Below are 20506 nucleotides of genomic sequence, written 5' to 3'. Positions count from 1 at the left end.
GCCGGATGCGGTGAAAGCCGCACGTCCGGATCTAACAGGGAGGGGCGGAAGATAATACTTCCCCTCGACCCTAACAATACAAGCTGACCTAGAAGATGCTCGTGCCGCTCTTGAGGAAGCACGGCAGCATGGTACTACTCCCCTTGCCGATCTTAAACAAGAACTCGGTTTGTAAATCAAATCAACATCTGCGTCTTGAAGATGCTGAATAGGCAACTTCCTTAAATGCTCGATAGCTCTATAAATCATTTAAGACTATTATTGTATTGTGCTTTTGTCGTTAACCTCATAGTCGGGTATAACAAGTTCAATATTTCGCAATTTACCCCAGGTATATCCGGTTAAACCAAGCAGTACACCGCAAAAAGCAAAGAGGGTATATTGTAGGGCGATCCCAGAACTATAATTATTACCAAATAAGTCGCCAAATGTATTTGCAAGTATACCTCCAGGGAGCATAGCAGGCTGGAAAACATGGTCAGCCAATGGGCCAGCGATCGCAAGTCCTATTGGTGCAGCAAGCTGGGTAAGCAAATAACGATTAGCAAAGACTCGTCCTTGTACCTCTGGTGGGACTTTAGATAACCAAATTGCTTGCTCCGAACTACTGATAGATGACCAAAATACAGCAGTGAAAAAACCAGCCAATATCCAAGTTGCGGGTAAATTTCCTAATCCAAACACCACCATACAGCCATAACTTAATACTGTTCCTAGCAACATCCCATGAATGCGACGTTTAAACCCACCCCACACACTCAGCGATACCGCACCAATTACACCACCTAAACCGATAGCAGATTGAACGCTGGCAAATACTGAGGTGTTGTTGTGACTGCGGGACAAAATTAGTGAAGCGTGGATACCAGAAATTGCATAATCAATAAAGTTAAAAATAAGTAGGAATATTAACAAAGATCGCAAGCTAGGATTTTTAAAGATGTAGCGCCAACCAAAAGTTAGATTTTGCCAAAGTTTTTGTTGTTCTGGTTCTCGCTTAACGACAGGTTGAGGAATTTGGACAAAATATATGGTGCAAAGGGCGATCGCAAAAGTTGCAATATCAATAGTCAAAATACCTTGCAGACCAATCTGATAATAAAGCGCTCCGGCTAATCCTGGGGCAATGATATTTGAACCAAATTGTCCCACATGATTGCACAAAGCCGCCGCTCGCGTGTAATGTTGTTTGGGTACAAGCGCCGATATAGAAGCGGAGTATGCTAAATGCTGAAAATAGCCAAATAGTCCGCTAAAAGCTGCGGTAATGTAAAGATGCCAAATTTCTAGGCGATTGGTTGTCAGGAGGATAAATATAGCAATAGTTGATATCCCGGCGGCGGAATCTCCTAAAACCATTAGTAATTTGCGATCGCACCGATCAACTAATATGCCTGCAAACAGTGCTGCTATTAATCTAGGAATTTGGGTAAAGAGGATAATCAAAGATAATGATGTAGCTTTACCTGTAATATTCCACGCCCAAATAGTTATAGCAAAATTAGTCATTTCTGAGCCAAGTATAGAGGCTACTTGACTTGCCCAAATAATCAAAAAGGTGCGGAGATTGGTTTTTTGAATATCTGCGGCGTTCAAAATTTATATCCTGTACTTACAGCTTTGCTAAAGGTAGGATGTTCTTGCCAAGTTTTACAAATATTTGCAGTAAAAACCCACATATTGAGATTAATTGCTGTTGTAATTGTTCGTGCTTGATGCCACCAAAAAGCCGGAATAAAAAGTATATCTCCTGCCTGTAATTCAGCTTCTAAACCGTTAATTTCCTTGAAACTAGGAAATTTATCTAAATCTGGTTGCTGGGGATCGATGGGACTTGACCATAATTCGTCATCAATCTTGACAATCGATAACTTTTCGTACTCCTCTGGTGGAAACAGTAAAAATGTTTTTTTTCCAAATATTTGAGCATTGAAGTTGTGATAGTTGTCATTATGAATTGTTGACTTTTGATTAGTAGCACCAATCCATAAACGAATTTCATTGCCGCTATTTTCCGGCAAGTAGTTAGGAAAACTAAAATGAGATTTAATTTTGTTAAAATACTGTTGAGTTAGCGGTGAATTGAGGGGAATATTACCTAGATAGGCTGGTCGCTTTCCCTTCGTATCGGTTAAATTAATGCTATCTATATATTCAGCAATTGACATTACTGTTTGTTCTTTAGATTGCCCAAAGAAAACATCAATTTCATTATCACTTGCTCTTAAAGGCGCAGATATATCTCCAAACATATTCTTAAACATTTCAGGTTGCCATAAAGAAGATGCTGCCCACTCTGTAGCAACCCCAGAAATAATTACTGGCTTACTTTGTAAACCATAGGTTGTTTTAAATTCGTCAACTGATGGGTTTTCAATGCGTTGAATAGGTTGGACATTCATAACTTTTTTTTATGAGGATTAGTTTTACAACAATCCGCCTAAGCGTAAATTGTTAATACTGTCTTGAACAGCCTGAACTATACAATTAATATCTTCATCAGTATGGGCTGTAGACAAGAACCCGCTACCACCTCTACTTAATATGCCTTGGTGAATTAAATGATAAGATAATAGGCTTAATCCCAAAGATGACGAATCGCTAGAATTATTACTTGATGTCGAATTACCAGGCCCAAATAATGAACCAAAGTTTATCATTTTAATAGGCATTTCCCCAGATTCAAAATAGGTATTTAAGGTTTGAATAAACTCGGTTGTGCGTTGATTTAGCTGGGTTTGTAAAGTTGCTCCCTGGGCTTTGAGGTATTGCAATATAACCTTTGCGGCGGCTAAGGATAGAGGATGTTTGCAATGCGTACCTGCAAAAAAAGTTTGCTTTACTTGAGGATAAGAAGAATCGCCATAATTCCACATTCCGCCATCAATTTTATCCATATATTTAGCTTTACCAGCAATAACACCAATGGGCATTCCGCCACCGATAATTTTGCCGTAGGTAGCTATATCGGCGGCAATATTAAACCAAGCTTGCGCGCCGCCAGGATGAATGCGAAAGCCTGAAACCATTTCATCAAAAATTAAAGCAATGTCTAATTGAGTTGTTAATTGCCTTAATTGATGGAGAAATTCATGCGGTTGAAAATCAATTCGGCTACTTTGGACTGGTTCAACTAAAATAGCTGCTAGTTCATTTTTGTTGGCTTTGATAATATCGAGCGCTTGCCAATTGCCATAATCTAAAACTAAAACATCTTCCGCAAATTTCGGTGGTGTACCTGAATCTACAGGAACCGTAGTGAAATTACCATTTATTTCTGCATTTTCAACTAACGTGCCATCAAAATGACCGTGATAAGAACCGGAAAATATAGCAATTTTGTGACGATTTGTAGTAGCTCTAGCAATGCGAATTGCGGTCATAATTGCTTCTGTGCCTGTATTACTAAAAGCAACTCTTTCCATGCCTGTCATTTCAGTAATTAACTGTGCTACTTCGCCTGATAGTTCTGTTTGTACTCCTAAGTGAGTGCCTTTATCTAATTGTTCTAAGAGTGCGGCTTTGATAAAAGGGGGATTGTGACCAAAAAGGTTGATCCCAAACCCCATAACAACATCAATATATTCGTTGCCGTCTGCATCCCAAATTTTAGAACCGAGAGATTTTTTAGCAACTATGGGATAGCACATTTCTTTGAGTGCTAGGTTAAAACCTGCGGAAACTCGGTTATCGGCTAAGGTCGCACGATAAATTTGAGCGAGTTGTTTAGATGTTTTGGTGCGATCGCTATATTGAGCGGTAAACTCTGATAAATAGTTGGCTTGAAGGCTTGGCGATAAAGGAGAAATACTTTTTTGCATGAGAGTTTTGATTAATAAAAGACGCGAAGTGGAAAGAAAAATTATTGGTGAATAATGTCTTTTTGGGGTAGAGACTCTAAGTTATTGCGAATTATACGAGATAGGTAGAGACTAAGTAATTTTTCATCGGTAGATGGACAAATAATTGAGCTATTGTTGAGGCTTTGCAGGGTATTTTTACAGTCAACGTTTAGTGTTATCGGCGGTGATTTTTTGTGTGCGTGAAGTAGCGGAATCAAAGGATATAAGGGATGTTCGGGGGAACGATCGCCAATTAAAGCTAATTCGGCTTGCCAGGAATCGCTAGAAATCTGTTTTAATGGGTAGCCAAAGGAACGAATAACCTTAAACAGCATTTTTAATTCAAAAGGTTGAGGATTTAATAGGTGAAAGGCTTTGCCTAAAGATGCTGGTTGTTGCGATAAGGAGACAATAGCTTTACTGACATAATCTACTGGTGCTAGTCCTTCTAAAAATTCTCCTTCAGGAAAACTGCCCAAGTTTAAGCAACCTACGAGTAACCTAGATAAAAGGTCGTTGGGATTGAATGCACCAGTTTGGCTATGTCCAGAAATTCGTCCTGGTCTATAAATAGATATGGGTAAACCGCGATCGCCTGCAATCTTGATTAACTTTTCTGCTACCCATTTACTTTGTGCATAGCCGCCCTCTGGGAAGGGAATCTCGTCTAGGCTAGAATCTTCTGAAACTACTTTTAAGCCTGCTTCTCCAGCCGCCGAGAAGACGCTAATAGTAGAAATAAAATGTACTGGCTTGATTTTAATTTGGCTGGCTAATCGTAAAATTTCTTGAGTTCCCAATACGTTCGCCGCCTTGAGAATAGAGTAGGGGGAAGCATGATGAACCCACGCGCCATTGTGGTAAATAACATCAATTTTTTCGGCTAAGGCTGTAAATTGTGCCTCGCTAAGTCCTAATAGCGGCTGCGATAAGTCTCCCACAACAGGAATAATTCTCGAACTTTGCCCAACATCATTGAGTGAGTAAAAGGTAAAACTGTCCTGAATCTTGTGTCTAGCCGCTTCTGCATTGGTTGCACGTACTAAGCAATAAATATTTGCGCTAGTTTGTTGGAGTAGTTCAGCAAGTAAGAATGCACCCAAAAATCCAGTAGCCCCTGTGAGGAAAATACTTGCAGGTTCAGAGATGGGAATATATTTTTTTGAGCAAGTAATTTCTAAATCGAGGACAGCTTCAGATTGAAGATCGAAAACTGGCGATGTAGGAGGATCTGATAACAGTCTTTGAGCAAATTCAGCTATTGTAGGGGCTGTAAATATAGTTTGAATAGGGATATCTACCGCAAACGTTTGTCGAATCCGGGCAAATAGCCGCACGATCGCCAAGGAATGACCGCCTAGGGCAAAAAAGTCGTCATGTATTCCTACTCTTTCTAAGCCTAAAATCTCTGCCCATATATGTGCGAGTTGGGCTTCTTGGGTGGTACGCGGTGATATATAAGTTTTTAATTGTGTTGTGTGCGCTTGCGGTGCTGGTAATAGTTGGCGATCAACCTTGCCATTAACATTTATTGGTAGGGCTGTTAGAGGTATAAAGACTGATGGCAGCATATATTTAGGTAGCTTTGATTGCAAAAAGCCGCGCAAGTCGTCAATTAAGGATGGTGCTAAAACAACATAGGCGACTAATTGATCTTTGTTTGCTGTTACGACTGCTTGCTTTACCTGGGGGTATTGAGAAATTGCCCCTTCGATTTCTCCTAACTCAATACGGAAGCCTCTAACTTTTACTTGGCGATCACTTCTTCCCAAAAATTCGATATTACCATCCTCCCGATAGCGTCCTAAATCCCCCGTTTTATAAAGTCGCGCCCCAGGAGTTTTACTAAAAGGATGGGGAATAAAGCTACTGGCGGTTAACTCTGGGCGACGGTGGTAGTGTCTGGCTAAACCGTCGCCACCAACGTAGATTTCGCCGCTAATACCGATTGGAAGCAGTTGCAAGCAGGGATCTAAGATGTAAACTTGGGTGTTGGCGATCGCACGACCAATAGGGATATTTTCTAAATAGTGATCGTCTGTAACCGGGTAACAACAGCTAAATGTGGTGTTTTCTGTAGGGCCATAGCCATTAATTAGCTGACAATGTTTAGATTGCAGTAATTTTTGAACGTGGGGAACAGATAGCACATCACCACCCGCCAAAATTTGTTTTACTGTCTGTAAATCTTCTAGTTGCTCGTCTACTATGAGGTGAAACAAGCTTGCTGTCAACCACAGGGTTGTAATTTGATGTTGGCGAATTACTTGCCCTAGTTTTAATAAAGATGCGGTGTCATTAGGAAATAATACTAATTTTGCTCCATTTAACAAACAGCCCCAAATCTCAAAAGTTGCCGCATCAAAGGAAATCGGCGCAGCTTGCAAAAATACTTCTTGAGCGTTTAATTGAGCGTAATTGGTTGCTTTGACTAACCGCACTACACCTTTATGTAGAACGCTGACACCTTTGGGAGTGCCTGTAGAACCAGAGGTGTACATAATGTAGGCTAGGTTGTCAGGAGTGACAGCAACGAGCAGATTTTTCTCACTTTCTAGGTGGATATTCTGCCAATCTGCATCTAAGCAAACAACTTTAGTATTGATGGGTGCAAGTTTTGTTAACAGCCGTTTTTGAGTTAAAAATACTGGCGCGTGAACCTCTGCTAATATCGCTGTTAATCGTTCCTGGGGATAGGCTGGATCAATGGGTACATAAGCGCCCCCAGCTTTGAGAATGGCAAGAATACCAATAACCATTTCTAAAGAACGCTCTAAGCAAATAGCAACCGGAACCTCTAACCCAACATTGAGTTTTTGCAGATAGTGCGTCAATTGGTTAGCACGGCTGTTTAGTTGTTGATAAGTTAAATATTGGTCTGCAAATACTACCGCTATGGCATCTGGAGTTTGTGCTGCTTGATTTTCAAATAACTGCTGAATGCACTTGTCTTGAGGGTAATCAGTTTGGGTATTGTTCCACTCTAATAGTTGCTGTTGTTCGGCGGTGGTTAGTAATGGTAAAGAAGCGATCGCACTTTGGGGATTTGCTACCATCCCCTCTAATAATGTTTGCAAATGACCTAACATTCGCTGGATCGGAGTAGAGGGGCGATCGCTTAAAATTTCTAAAGATAGCTCATTACTAACTCCAGCTTTGAGAGCGATCGCGTAATTGGTTGATTCTACAGATTGAATCTGGTGAACTTGCATTTCTGTTGCCCATTGTTGCAAGCCAGCGTCTACAGGGTAATTTTCAAATACTAAAATGCTCTCAAATAAAGGTACATCACGCGGTACATCACTCCAAGCTTGTACCTGTACGAGGGGGCTATATTCGTACTGCTGCGCTTCTACCTGTCGCGCTTGAAGTTGCTGCAACCAGGGTATTAGTAAGGCTTTGCCCGACACCTGTACTCGTACTGGCAAGGTGTTGATAAATAGCCCTACCATTGATTCTGAGCCAACTAAGGTAGGTGGACGACCGGAAGATGTTGCCCCAAATACAATATCTTCCTCTCCACTATAACGAGCTAGAAGAATAGCCCAAGCGCCTTGTAAGAGAGTGTTTAAGGTTAATCTGTGCTGTCGTGCTATTGATTGCAGCGCGGCGGTGGTGGCGGCGGATAATTTGAGCGAGTGGTTACTATAACCTGTTGATTTCCCTAACTTTAGCGGAGTAGGTGCAGTAAATCCTTGGAGTGTCTTGCGCCAAAAGGTTTCGGCTTGAGATAAGTCTTGTTGTTGCAACCAGTTAATATAGTCTGCGTAGGGGCGCGTTGCACAGGAGCGATCGCTTATTCCTGCATAAGAAAGAAATACTTGCTGGAGAACTAAAGCTGTAGACCATCCATCTAAAATTAAATGGTGGCTACTCCAAACAAAATGATAAGTATTTTCGGCTATTTGGATTAGAGTTAAACGCAATAGCGGCGGGTGAGTAAGATCGAATCCCTGCTTGCAGTCTGCTTGTAAAAAAGCTGCTAATTGCTGCTCAATTTCTGAGGAGTTTTGCCAGTCGTAATATTGCCAAGGTATAGTTACGGACTTATGAACTACCTGAAACGGCTCTTTATATTGTTGCCAATGAAAAGAAGTTCGTAAAATTGGATGTCGGTTAATAACTTGTTGCCAAGCTTGTTGAAAAGCTGCTATGTCAAGAGTTTGGCTAAACGGATAGCAACTTTGCACAACATAAACTCCTGACTCTGGCGCGTGGAGAGTATGAAATAGTATGCCTTGCTGCGTAGGCGAAAGCGGGTAGATATTTTCGATATTTTTTTTATTCATTAGTTTAGTTCAGCAATTAAGCTGTCTAGTTCTTGTTGCGAAAATTGCATTTGGGGAAAATCTGTAGGCGTGTAACCGCCAGCATTGGGAGATTTACAGTGAGCAATTAGCGATCGCAATGCACTAATAAAGCTCTCCGCTAACTTAGTAACGGTGGTGTGTTGATGTACGGCTTGGCTGTAAGTCCAATTTAGGCGCAACTGATTTTCGATAATTAATCCATTGATCTCTAATAGACAGTTACGCTTTCCGCGTGGGCTTTGAGTTAAACCGCTAGATTCGGACGCGCTTTGAAATATAGACAATACTCGGTCGAACTGACCTAAGTAATTAAACTTCACTTCCGCTTGGGGCAGTGCTTGCAGCCCCTCGTCTCGGCAAAGATAGCGCAATACACCATAATTAATCCCTCGGTGCGGGATGCTACGCAATTGCTCTTTAATCGTCTTTAATGCCGTTTCTGGGGCGCTATTTGCTTCTAGGTGCAAATATACGGGGAAAATAGTAGTAAACCAGCCAATTGTCCGCGATAAGTCAATATTAGGAATAATATCTTCTCGTCCGTGACCTTCTAAGTCAATTAATAGGGAATTTACCCCCGTCCACTCCGAAAAAGCTTGGACTAATGCCGTTAGTAATACATCATTAATTTGAGTTTGATAGGCGGCGGGTATTTCCTGTAGCAAAGCTTGGGTTTCTTGCTGGCTAAGGGAAACCGATACAGTAGCCGCCGTAGCTTCAATATTTTCACCATTAGTAAAATCTACGGGTAGAGGCTGTAAATAAGATTGACTAAGCCAGTAATCTCGCTCTGATTCTACGGCGCTAGATTGAGCATATATTCTTAGTTGTTCCGCCCACTGTTTGAAAGAGGTTGTTTTTGCTGGTAGTTCAATTGTCTGACCGTGACTAAGCTGCTGATAAGCTGTTTGCAAGTCTTCTAGCAATATGCGCCAAGAAACACCATCAATAATTAGATGATGAGCGATCGCTAGCAATCGGCTAGGTTGTTGCATTCCTAGTTGAAATAAGACAACTTTTACTAATTGCCCAGATAAGTTTAAGCTTGCTTGCAAAGTGGTGGCGGTAGTCTCAATTGCCTGCTTTTGCTGACTTAGAGGCAAAGCTGATAAATCAACAATGGTAAAAGGTGGTGTATTAGCGGGAGGAGGACAAATAGATGCCGTTTGGGTAAAGTGCGATCGCAGAACATCATGATGTTCGAGCAGTTTTTGAACTACTTGCTCCCAAATTTGGCGATCGCTTGTTTGAGGTACTTCTAGCATAACTGCCTGATTCCAATGATGCGGATCGGTAAGTTCCTGCTCAAAAAACCAGTGTTGGATAGGTGTTAAAGGTAGAGAACCCGTAACAAGTCCTTGTTCTGCCTGCAATACTGTTGTTGTACTAGCAACTTTGGCTAATTGAGCGATCGTTTGCTCCTCAAATATTTGCTTGGGTGTTAGTTGCAAACCTGCTTGATTGGCTTTGGCGATTACCTGCAAGCTGAGAATTGAGTCACCACCCAATTCAAAAAAGTTATCGTCTACGCCAATATTTTCTATTTGTAAAACTTGGCTCCAAATTTGAACTAAGGTTGCTTCAATAGAGTTACGGGGGGCGGTAAACTCTAAATTCGCTCTCTGAAGATCGGGTAATGGTAAAGAATTTCGGTCTATCTTGCCATTGGGTAAAAGTGGCAAAACATCTAAGAAAATAAAAATAGCTGGAATTGTATAGTCTGGTAGTCTCTGTTTTAAAAAACTCCGCAGTTCGCTAACGGTGGGGGACGGCTGACGAGCAATAATATAAGCTACTAAGCGCTGCTGACTTGGTACGTCTTCCCGGACGATGGCAACGCTTTGTTTTACCTGTGGGTGTTGGCTAAGTTGCGCTTCTATTTCTCCTAACTCAATGCGGAAACCTCTTAACTTCACTTGGCTATCAATACGACCAAGAAATTCGATAACGCCATCGGTTCGATAACGCCCCAAATCTCCAGTTTTATACAGTCGCTCCCCCGTAGCAAAAGGATGAGGAATAAACTTTTGGGCAGTCAAATCTGGGAAGTCGCCATAACAGCGCGCTAAACTATCACCACCAATATAAATTTCGCCAGTCACACCTACAGGAACTAACTGGAGGTAGGAATCTAAGACATAAACTTGCACGTTGGCGATCGCATTGCCAATCGGTACTACTCTATATTCATCCTCAAACTGACATCGCCAAAAGGTAGTATCAATCGTTGCTTCAGTTGGGCCATAAAGATTGTACAGTTCTACCTTTGGTAAACAGCTAAAAAATCGCTGTTGCAAGTCAGTAGTTAATACTTCCCCGCCACAAAATACCCGCCGCAAACTTTTACAGTGGGCGATTTTTGGATTTTCTAATAGCGATCCTAGTTGCGTAGGTACTAATTGCAAAATAGTTACTTGTTGGGCGGCAATTAGGTCAACTAAATAAGTATTGTCTTGATGTCCGCCAGGTTGGGCTAACAGTAATTTACCGCCAGCCAATAGAGGGGCGTAAAACTCCCAAACAGACGCATCGAAGCTAAAGGGGGTTTTCTGAAGTACGCAATCGGCGGGTGTTAAAGGAAATTCTGCTTGCATCCATAACATATGATTGCAAATTGCCCTGTGGGGAATCATTACAGCTTTGGGAACGCCTGTAGAACCAGATGTATAAATGGCATAGGCGATGTTTTCCGGTTGTACAGTGCTATTGGGGTTGTCCTGACTTGCTTGGGCGATTTTTTCCCAGTCACTATCCAAACAAATAAGTTGTGCTTGTTCGGGCAGCAAATTAGCTAATCTTTCTTGAGTCAGCAATACTGATACGCCAGCATCCTCTAGCATGAATGCCAACCGTTCTTGGGGATAAGCTGGATCTATTGGTAAATAAGCGCCCCCAGCTTTGAGAATGCCTAAAAGTCCTACCACCATTTCTAAGGAACGTTCGACACAGATACCTACCAAACAATCGGGACGAATACCTCGTTTTTGCAGGTAGTTAGCTAACTGATTTGCCTGAGTATTTAGCTGTTTGTAAGTTAATTGTTTGCCAGCAAATACTACGGCGACGGCATCTGGTGTTTGGGCGGCGCGATCGCTAAATAACTCATGAATGCAGCGATCTAAAGAATATTCAGCTTGAGTAAAATTCCCATCTAGCTGAGGAGTTAAAGGGAGTTTGGCGACGGGCTGATTAGGATTTGCAGCAATACCCTCTAGAACGATCTGTAAATGTTCTACCATCCGGCTAATAGTTGTCGCCTCAAACAAATCGGTGTTGTATTCCAATGCAGCCTTTAGCCCTAACTCGGTTTCCTCCATTAATAAAGTCAAATCAAACTTAGCTGTTTTGCTATCAGTCGCTACAGTTTCCCAAGTCAAACCAGATAGTTCTACAGCCGACATTGGCGCATTTTGCCAGACAAACATTACTTGAAACAAAGGCGTATGACTCAAATCTCGCTGCGGATTTAAAGCTTCTACTAATAAATCGAAAGGCAAATCTTGATGATCGTAAGCACCTAAAGTTGTCTCCCGTACCCGCTTTAATAGTTCTCGAAAGCTAGGATTATCTGACAAATCAGTCCGCAATACTAAGGTATTGACAAAAAAGCCAATTAACCCTTCGGTTTCCGTGCGATCGCGGTTGGCAATTGGCGTACCGATAACAATATCCCTCATTCCCGCATAACGAGAAAGTAACACTTGAAAAGCTGCTAAAAAAGTCATAAACAAAGTACAACTTTCCTGCTGGCTGAGGCTTTTGAGCGCAACAACTAGGTTTTGAGGGAGGTAAAAAGATTGACTTGCGCCGCGAAAAGATTGGCTATGCGATCGCATTTTGTCTGTAGGCAACTCTAAAACTGGTAAGTTGCTTCCTAATTGCTGCTTCCAGTAGTCAAGCTGACGTTCTAAAACTTCCCCTTGTAAATACTGTCGTTGCCAAACTGCATAGTCGGCGTACTGGATAGTCAATTCTGGTAAAGGCGAAGGCTTGCCGTTACAGTAACATTCGTATAACGTTGCTACCTCCTGCACCAACACATCTATTGACCAACCATCGCTAACAATGTGGTGCATGGCAAACACCAATATATGTTCTGACTCCCCCAGACGTAACAATGTACTTCTAACCAAAAGCCCCGCTCCTAGATTGAAAGGTTGCTCGACTTCTTGAATCGCTAATTTTTGTACCTCAACTTCACGTTTTACAATTGATAAATTAGTAAGATCGATTAATTGAATAGTTAACTTTTGGCAGGGAGTAACAACTTGAATCGGTTGCCCATCAACAACAGTAAATGCCGTTCGCAAAACTTCGTGTCGCCGGATAATTTCGTTAAAACTATTTTCTAAGGCGGTAATATTGAGTACACCTTTCAAGCGCAAAGCCGCAGAAATATTGTAAAAGGGACTATCTGGTTCTAACTGATTGAGAAACCACAAACGTTGTTGAGCAAAAGATAACGGCAAATTCTCAGAACTTGGGCGAGGCGTAATTGTTGGTTGAGAAGATGTAATTTCTGCTTCTGCTAGTAAGTAATCCAACAGTTCCAGTTTTTCAGATTGTAAATATAAGTCTTCCATCATATTCCCCGATAGTTTTGAATTAACCGACAGATTTAATCGTTTTCCTACTTTGCAACGCTGCTTTCGCATCTTCAGAGGACATTCCCTCAATCTGTTGCAAGATTTGGGCGATTTTCTCAGTCATTCCTGGCTTTACCTCGTAAGTAATTAAGCTTTGCGCTAACGTCGCAACGGTTGGCGATTCAAATAACGCGCGTAGAGGTAACTGGACTTTAAATGTTTCGCGGATGCGGGAAACAACTTGAGTCGCAAGTAAAGAATGTCCCCCCAACTCAAAGAAATTGTTGTAAATGCCTACTTTTTCAACACGAAGAATTTTCGCCCAAATGCCTGCTAATACTTTCTCTATGGCAGTACGAGGGGGCATAAATGTATCTGTATTAGCGGCTAAGTCAGGCTTGGGTAGCGATCGCCGATCGACCTTACCATTAGCTAAAAGTGGCAGCGCGCGAAGCAATACAAACGCTGAAGGAATGGCATATTGCGGTAACTTTGATTGCAGAAAATCGCGCAATTGTAAATTAACATCTTGACACTGAATGTAAGCTACTAAGCGTTTTCCAAGTTCATCTTCTCTAACTACAACTACAACTTTTTCTACGGCTGGGTGTTGGCTAAGGATGGCTTCAATTTCCCCTAATTCAAGCCGAAAACCGCGAATTTTGACTTGATAATCAACTCTACCTACAAAAGCAATGTTGCCATCTGGGAGATAACGGGCTACATCGCCAGTTTTGTACAAACGGCTACCTGGAAACTCGCTAAAACAATCGGGAATAAATTTCTCTGCGGTTAATTCTGGGCGATGGTGATACCCTCTAGCCAAACTTGCACCGCCAATATAGAGTTCGCCACATACTCCAATCGGGACGGGTTGTAAATAAGGATCTAAGATGTAAAGTTGAGTATTAGCGAAAGGTCTACCAATGGGGACTAATTGATCTATTGATAACTTACCTGTAACCGTTTCAAAGTAGGAACTGTCAATAGTAGTTTCAGTCAAACCATAGGAATTAATTAGACGCGCGCGATCGCCTAATACTGCTTGAATTTTCTGATACTCTGCGCCATACCAACTATCTGAACCACAAATTACCAGCCGCATAAAATCAAGGCACTGTTGACTTTTGGCTAAGTATTGGACGAGATTATTTAAAACTGCGGGGACAAATTCGGCGCATTCTACTTGATGCTGGCGCAGCAAAGAGTACAGCGCGGCGGGTTCTAAAAGATAGTCGCGGGGACATAAAACTAATTTGCCCCCAGAACACAAAGCCCGAATTAAATCCCCCACAAAAACATCAAAGCAGAAATTCGCCATTTGCAAATGACAGCTAATATTTTGCAGTTGATAAGCTGTTTCCCAACCAAAATAAGCATTAGTCAAGCTGCTATGCGTCACCATTACCCCTTTAGCAAGTCCTGTAGAACCAGAGGTATAAATGAGGTATGCCAGGTTTTCCGGTGCAACTGTACTATGAGGTTGTAATTGTGATTCTTGAGAAATTACCCCCCAATCTGTATCTAAATAAACTATTTGTCCTGACTCAAAATCGGCGGCTAAATGTTTGTGAGTTAGTAAAATCTGACAACCCGCATCCTGCAACATAAAAGTTAGTTGCAATAAAGGGCGATCGGGATCTAGGGGGACGTAAGCACCGCCAGCTTTGAAGACAGCTAAAACTGCGATCGCCATATCTAAGCTGCGTTCTAGACAAATCCCTACTAAGATGTCTGCGCCGACTCCTAATTTTTGTAAGTAATGCGCTAATTGATTCGCCTGTAGGTCTAATTGTTGATAAGTTAGGCTTTGACCTTCAAACACTACGGCGACTGCATCTGGTGTTTTTTCTACCTGTTGGGCAAATAACTGATGAATGCACTGCTGCGGATAGTTAGTAGTTGTTTTATTCCAATCTACTAATAACTGTTTCTCCGTTGCGGTTAATAGTGGTAACTCGTGCAAGCGAACTTCGGGATTGAAAACCATTGCTGTTAGCAACGTTTGCAAGTGTCCCAACATTCGAGAAATAGTCGAAGCATCAAAACGGTGGCGATCGCCAGCAATTCTTAGTTCTAACTCAATCCCAGGTATAGCGCTAATTGTGAGCGGATAATTGGTATTATCGACAGCGCTAAGATTGCGAATTTCTAAATCTGCTTGCCAATCTTGCAGCGCCCGATCAACGGGGTAGTTTTCAAATACTAATATGCTCTCAAATAACGGTACGCCTCGCGGTATTTCGCTCCAGCCTTGAATCTCAACTAAAGGACTGTACTCATACTGGCGGATTTCTAGTAATTGATTTTGAAGCTGTCCAAGCCAAGATGTCAAGGACATTTGGGCATCTACCCGAACGTGCAAAGGTAGGGTATTAATAAACATTCCTACCATGGATTCAGAACTGGGGATATCAACCGGACGACCGGAAACGGTTACGCCGTAAACTACATCATTTTGACCGCTATAACGACTCAGGAGCAAAGCCCACGCTCCTTGTACTAAGGTGTTTAGTGTTAGTTGCTGTTGTTTTGCCCAAGTTTTGAGCTTCTCGGTAGTTGCAACCGATAGCTTAAGCCGTTGTTCGTCATATTTTTCTATTTGAGGATGTAAGTTATTAACTTCAAGATTAGTTAAGGGTGTAGGTGCTTGCACTCCCTGGAGGAGTCGCCGCCAAAATACTTCTGCTTGCTCTAAGTCTTGCTGTTGCAACCACGCAATATAATCAGCGAAGCAACTGCTAGAAGGTAAAAATATATCTTCACCCTGACAAAACCCTTGGTAGAGCAGAACAAAGTCTTTGAATACTAAAGCTGTTGACCAACCATCTAAGATGATGTGGTGAGAACTCCAGATAAATTGATAAGCGCGATCGCCTAAACGAATCAATGTTAGACGCAACAAAGATTCTGTAGATAAATTAAACCCTTGTTGGCGATCGCTCAACAACAGATCCTGAAATTTAGTTTGTTGTTCTTCTGGGTTTATTTCCCGCCAATCTAATTGTTTAAGGGGTAAATCTACCTGTTTATTGACAACTTGCAACGGTTTATCAATCCCTTCCCAATAAAAACTTGTCCGCAAGGGTGCGTGGCGTTCTAAAACTCTTTGCCAAGCTTGCGTAAAGGCGACAATATTTAATAGTCCGCCAAAGCTATAGCTCAACTGGACAAAATAAGCGCCATCCGATTCATACAGGCTATGAAAGAGTAAACCCTGTTGCACCGGGGAAAGTTCGTAAATGTTCTCGATATTGGCTGTATTCATTAGTTTGTCTCCTCCGATGGGCGGTTGAACTTTGCCAAAAACTTATTTAAGTCTTGAGAGTTGAGTTTGGCTTGGGGAAAGTCTGAAGGCGTGTAGCCTGCGTCTGGGGGTGATTGGCAATAAGTAATTAGCGATCGCAACTTGGCTATAAAATCTGCTGCCAATTGCTCAATCGTGGTGCGGTGATGGATTTGTTGGCTATAAGTCCAATTAACTTGTAAGCGATCGCCTACTACAACGGCGGTAATTTCTAGCAAATAATTCCGCCTTCCCTGTTGGCTGCGGTTTGCCCCAATCGACTCTGCGGCGGGTACAAACAGCGATGATAATATTTGGTCAGTTTGACCTAAGTAGTTAAACAAGACTTCAGCTTGAGATACTGGCAGTTTTTCCCTTGTATTACTTAGATAGCGCAGTACGCCATAATCAAATCCGCGATCAGGCAACGACCGCAATTGCTCTTTGACAGCCTTTAAACTATTACCTAAATCGCTGCCTTGCCATTCCAGCCATACGGGAAAATGAGTAGTAAACCAGCCGACAGTCCGCGACAAATCAACATCAGCAAACATTTCCTCGCGTCCATGTCCCTCCAATTCCACAAAGAGCGAACTTTCTCCTGTCCACTGAGTAAGTGTTTGTAATAGCGCCGTCAGCAACACATCATTAATTTGGGTGCGATAAGCCTGATGTACTTCTTGCAATAAAGCTTGGGTTTCTTGCTGACTAAGATATACAGATACAGTATTAGCCTCAGCTACAGTATTTTTGCCCCCCGCATCATCCACAGGTAAAGCCGTCACTGGTTTGTGCAATTGTGTTGACCAGTAATTTAGTTGCGGCAAAGACTGGGAATACTCTTGTAAATGCAACGCCCATGTTTGCCACGACGTTGTTTTAGCAGGCAAAGTAATCGCCTCACCTTGGCTAAGTTGCTGATAGGCAGTTTGCAAGTCTTCAATTAAAATCCGCCAAGAAACGCCATCTATAGCTAAGTGATGAACGATAATTAATAAACGACTACGCAATCGCCCCAAGTCAAACCACGCAAACCTTACTAGGGATTCTGCTAAATTCAAACTAGCTTGCAATTTGGTGGCGGTAGCTTCTATTGCTAATTTTTGCTCAACTTCTGGCAATGCTGATAAATCTACTTTTGTAAATACCTCCCTTTGGTGAGAACTAATAATTTGCTGCCAGCCAGATTCTTGCTGCTGAAAATTCAGGCGGAGTGCATCATGATGATTAAGTAAATGCTGTACTATCTGTTCCCACAAATTGGGGTTACTTCCGGGCGCAACTTCTAATAATAGTGACTGATTCCAGTGGTGCGCGTCGGGTTGATTTTGTGCCAAAAACCAGTGCTGAATCGGTGTAAGGGGTACTGCACCTGTAACTAATCCTTGTTCTATGGCGGTAGTTGAGGTTGCAAGTGCGATCGCACCTAATTGAGCAATCGTTGGTTGCTCAAATATCTGTCTGGGAGTAAGCTTTAACCCTGCTTGATTGGCTTTGCTCACCATCTGAATGCTGACAATAGAATCTCCGCCTAACTCAAAAAAATTGTCATGGATGCCTACTTGTTCCAGGCGTAAAACTTGTTGCCAAATACTGGTTAAAGTCTTTTCTGGAATAGTACGCGGCGCAACAAAAGCTCTAGATAATTCCGGATCTGGCAATGATTTGAGGTCAATTTTGCCATTGGGAAGCCGAGGAATGGTGCTAATACACGCCAAAGCTGAGGGCATCATGTAGTCTGGTAGCTGCGGCTGGAGGAATTGATGTATTTGGGTAAGAGTAGGCGCTATTTGTCCTGATTCAGGGATGATGTAGGCTATTAAACGCTGGCGATTACTTTTATCTTTTCGAGCAACAACAATACTGGTGCGGATACTGGGATGTTGCATTATTGCGGTTTCAATTTCCCCTAATTCAATGCGGAAGCCGCGAATTTTTACTTGTTGGTCAATTCGTCCCAAAAATTCGATGTTTCCATCTACCAAATAGCGGGCTAAATCACCTGTTTTGTAAAGGCGCAGTCCTTCCACGTCACTAAATGGATGAGGAATAAAGCGTTCGGCGGTCAAATCAGGACGATTGTAGTAGCCTCTAGCTATGCCATCGCCACTAATATACACTTCGCCAGCCACGCCCAAGGGAACGGGATGGAGACGAGAGTTGAGTAGATAAAGTTGCGTATTTGCGATCGCACGACCGATAGATACTGGTACTGTCAGTTTGGTTGCGCTACTCCAAACAGTCCCTTCCGTAGGGCCATATTCGTTATATAAGGATGTTTGAGGCAGTAGTTGCTGATGATGGTTGACTAACGCAGGTAAACAAGACTCACCAGCGACAATAATATTTTGTAGTGAGGCTAACTGTGCTGGCTTTGCCTGTTCTAAAAGAATTGCATACAAGGAAGACAGGCTTAATACGTGGGATATTTGATGTTGGGTAATTAGATCGAGAAGATAAGGAATGTCTTGTTCTCCTTTTGCTTGCGGAAGTATGAGAGCGCCACCAGAGCATAAAGTCCAGAAAATACCCGCTACAGAACTATCAAAAGCAAAGGATGAAAGTAATAAGAAACTGGTGACGCTTTCTTGGTAGTAATTGATCCGCGCTTGAGTGGAATGGACTAAATTTTGATGGCTGATTTGTACGCCTTTGGGTTTCCCTGTAGAGCCGGAGGTGTAGATTAGGTAGGCTAAATTAGTTGAAGTTACAGCATAACTAGATTGGCTTGCAGCTTCAGTATCTTGCAAATCTGTATCTAAGCAAAGAACTTTTGCTAGATGTGGTGGTAAATTTTGGACGAGTTTTTGCTGAGTTAATACTATCGGCGCTTGGGTATCTTGGAGAATAAATGCTAACCGCTCTTGAGGGTAGGCTGGATCTAATGGTAGGTAAGCACCGCCTGCTTTGAGAATGGCAAGAATACCAATTATCATTTCTAGCGACTTCTCTACACAAATTCCGACTACGGTTTCTGGTTTAACGCCTAGTTGTTGCAGGTAATGGGCTAATTTGTCAGCACGTCTGTTGAGTTCGTCGTAGGTTAATTTTTCCTCTTGAAATATTACCGCAATACTATCTGGAGTACGTGCTGATTGTGCTGCAAATAATTGGTGAATTAATTGGTAACTGGGGGGAGTGGTTTGAGTATTATTAAATTCAGTTAGTAATTGATGCTTTTCGCGATCGCCTAGTATTTCTAGTTCGCTGATTAATGTTTGTGGATTATTGGTAGCACTCGTCAATAGCTGTTGAAATTGCTCTGTTAATCTACAAATATCTTGAGCTTGGTAGATGAGAGGATCGTAGTGCAACTCTAATATTAAATTGTCGTCTTGATGCCAGCACGATAGTTTTAATTTGCATCTATCAATACAAGCGTACTGCTGGGATATTGCTAAAGAGATTTCACCTGCTGTATATTGTGGCGATCGCTCTATAAAATCAAAAGCTATTGGTAAATCGGTAAAATCCTGCTCGTTTTGTTGCCCAACAAAATAATCCTGCCATTGATATGCTTCGTCCACAGATGCTTGAACTTGTTGCCATACTTGGCTAAAAGATAAATCTGGATTTAAAGAAAATACTAAAGGTAAATACTTAGCAAATAGTCCGATTGCCGAGCGCAATTCTGTATGCTTTCGTCCATCATACAAACTATTTATAGTTATTTCCGCAACGTCAGTATTTCGCCACAATAAAACTATCCAGCAAGTTAATAACCAGCTTGCATAATTTGCAGGTAAATTGTCATTTTTTTGCTTGACAATATCGACCTTTAATGATTGGGACTGAAAATCTTGATTAAGGTGCTGTTCAAAAGGTAGCTTAATAGGTAAACTCGAAATGTTTTTGTTTTCCCAATAAGCTTTTCCTTCTGCTTCTAGTAGTAATTCGTGTTGCCATTCGGCTATATCTGCATACTGGAGTATGTCGTTATCTACTTCTTGATTGTTGATAGCCGCAGTGTAGAAAATGCTAATTTCTCGAACGAAGTTTTGCAGGCTAATTACATCAGCGATCGCCGTAGGTAAAGTTACTAATAATACGTGGTTTTTTGCGGAAAGTTTAACTAAGGTTAGTTGTAATAACGCTCCTGTTTCTAAATTGACATTTTTATAGCTTTGTTGTTGAGATAGTTCGGCTATTTTTAGATTTTGGTTAGGGATTAGTAAGGTATCCCAGTCATGATAATCGAGAGAAATTGATTGGCGATCGCGTAGGATTTGTACGGGAACTGTTGTTTGTGGTAAACAATCAAAGTTGGTGCGGAGAATTTCATATTGATTGACAATATTTTGGATGGCAGATTGTAATATTCCCAGGTTAAGGTTGCCTTGGATTGTGATGCTACATTGACTGTTAGCAGTGGGGTTAAATTGCCATAAATGTTCTTGCTGAGGAGAAAGTCTGTAGCCTATAAGAGTTGTTGATTGCATAATTGAAAATATTTTTGTTTAACTACAATTATTTTAAAAACTT

At 41.7% G+C, this 20506-nt stretch carries 7 protein-coding genes; all 7 read right to left on the bottom strand.

The annotated features are described in order from the left end of the window. Window positions 1–258 precede the first annotated feature (258 nt). The 7 genes from C7B70_RS16010 to C7B70_RS15980 are packed head-to-tail and all read right to left on the bottom strand — an operon-like array spanning window position 259 to window position 20463. Entirely contained in the window at window positions 259–1596 is a 1338-nt protein-coding gene (locus C7B70_RS16010; RefSeq protein ID WP_106370016.1) for an MFS transporter, read from the bottom strand. Then, a complete protein-coding gene (locus tag C7B70_RS16005; protein ID WP_106370015.1) occupies window positions 1593–2402 on the bottom strand; it encodes a cupin-like domain-containing protein in 810 nt (269 codons plus the stop codon). The genes C7B70_RS16010 and C7B70_RS16005 overlap by 4 nt, the downstream gene beginning before the upstream one ends. A 24-nt stretch (window positions 2403–2426) precedes the next feature. After that, complete coding sequence (locus tag C7B70_RS16000) at window positions 2427–3821, bottom strand: aspartate aminotransferase family protein (protein ID WP_106370014.1); 1395 nt, start codon at window positions 3819–3821, stop codon at window positions 2427–2429. Window positions 3822–3862: 41 nt separating this feature from the next. After that, the gene (locus tag C7B70_RS15995) at window positions 3863–8131 is read right to left on the bottom strand and encodes a non-ribosomal peptide synthetase (protein WP_106370013.1); all 4269 of its coding nucleotides are present in this window, start codon (window positions 8129–8131) and stop codon (window positions 3863–3865) included. Next, window positions 8131–12738 carry a non-ribosomal peptide synthetase gene (locus tag C7B70_RS15990; RefSeq protein ID WP_233220962.1) on the bottom strand — a complete coding sequence of 1536 codons (4608 nt, stop codon included), beginning with the start codon at window positions 12736–12738 and terminating at the stop codon, window positions 8131–8133. The genes C7B70_RS15995 and C7B70_RS15990 overlap by 1 nt, the downstream gene beginning before the upstream one ends. A gap of 19 nt (window positions 12739–12757) precedes the next feature. After that, the gene (locus C7B70_RS15985) at window positions 12758–16006 is read right to left on the bottom strand and encodes a non-ribosomal peptide synthetase (protein WP_106370011.1); all 3249 of its coding nucleotides are present in this window, start codon (window positions 16004–16006) and stop codon (window positions 12758–12760) included. After that, window positions 16006–20463, bottom strand: coding sequence for a non-ribosomal peptide synthetase (locus C7B70_RS15980; RefSeq protein WP_106370010.1), 4458 nt, complete (start codon window positions 20461–20463; stop codon window positions 16006–16008). The genes C7B70_RS15985 and C7B70_RS15980 overlap by 1 nt, the downstream gene beginning before the upstream one ends. Window positions 20464–20506 lie beyond the last annotated feature (43 nt).

This window comes from Chlorogloea sp. CCALA 695 (assembly GCF_003003885.1).
Lineage (GTDB): Bacteria > Cyanobacteriota > Cyanobacteriia > Cyanobacteriales > Chroococcidiopsidaceae > Aliterella.
This window is presented reverse-complemented; position numbering and strand designations above follow the sequence as displayed.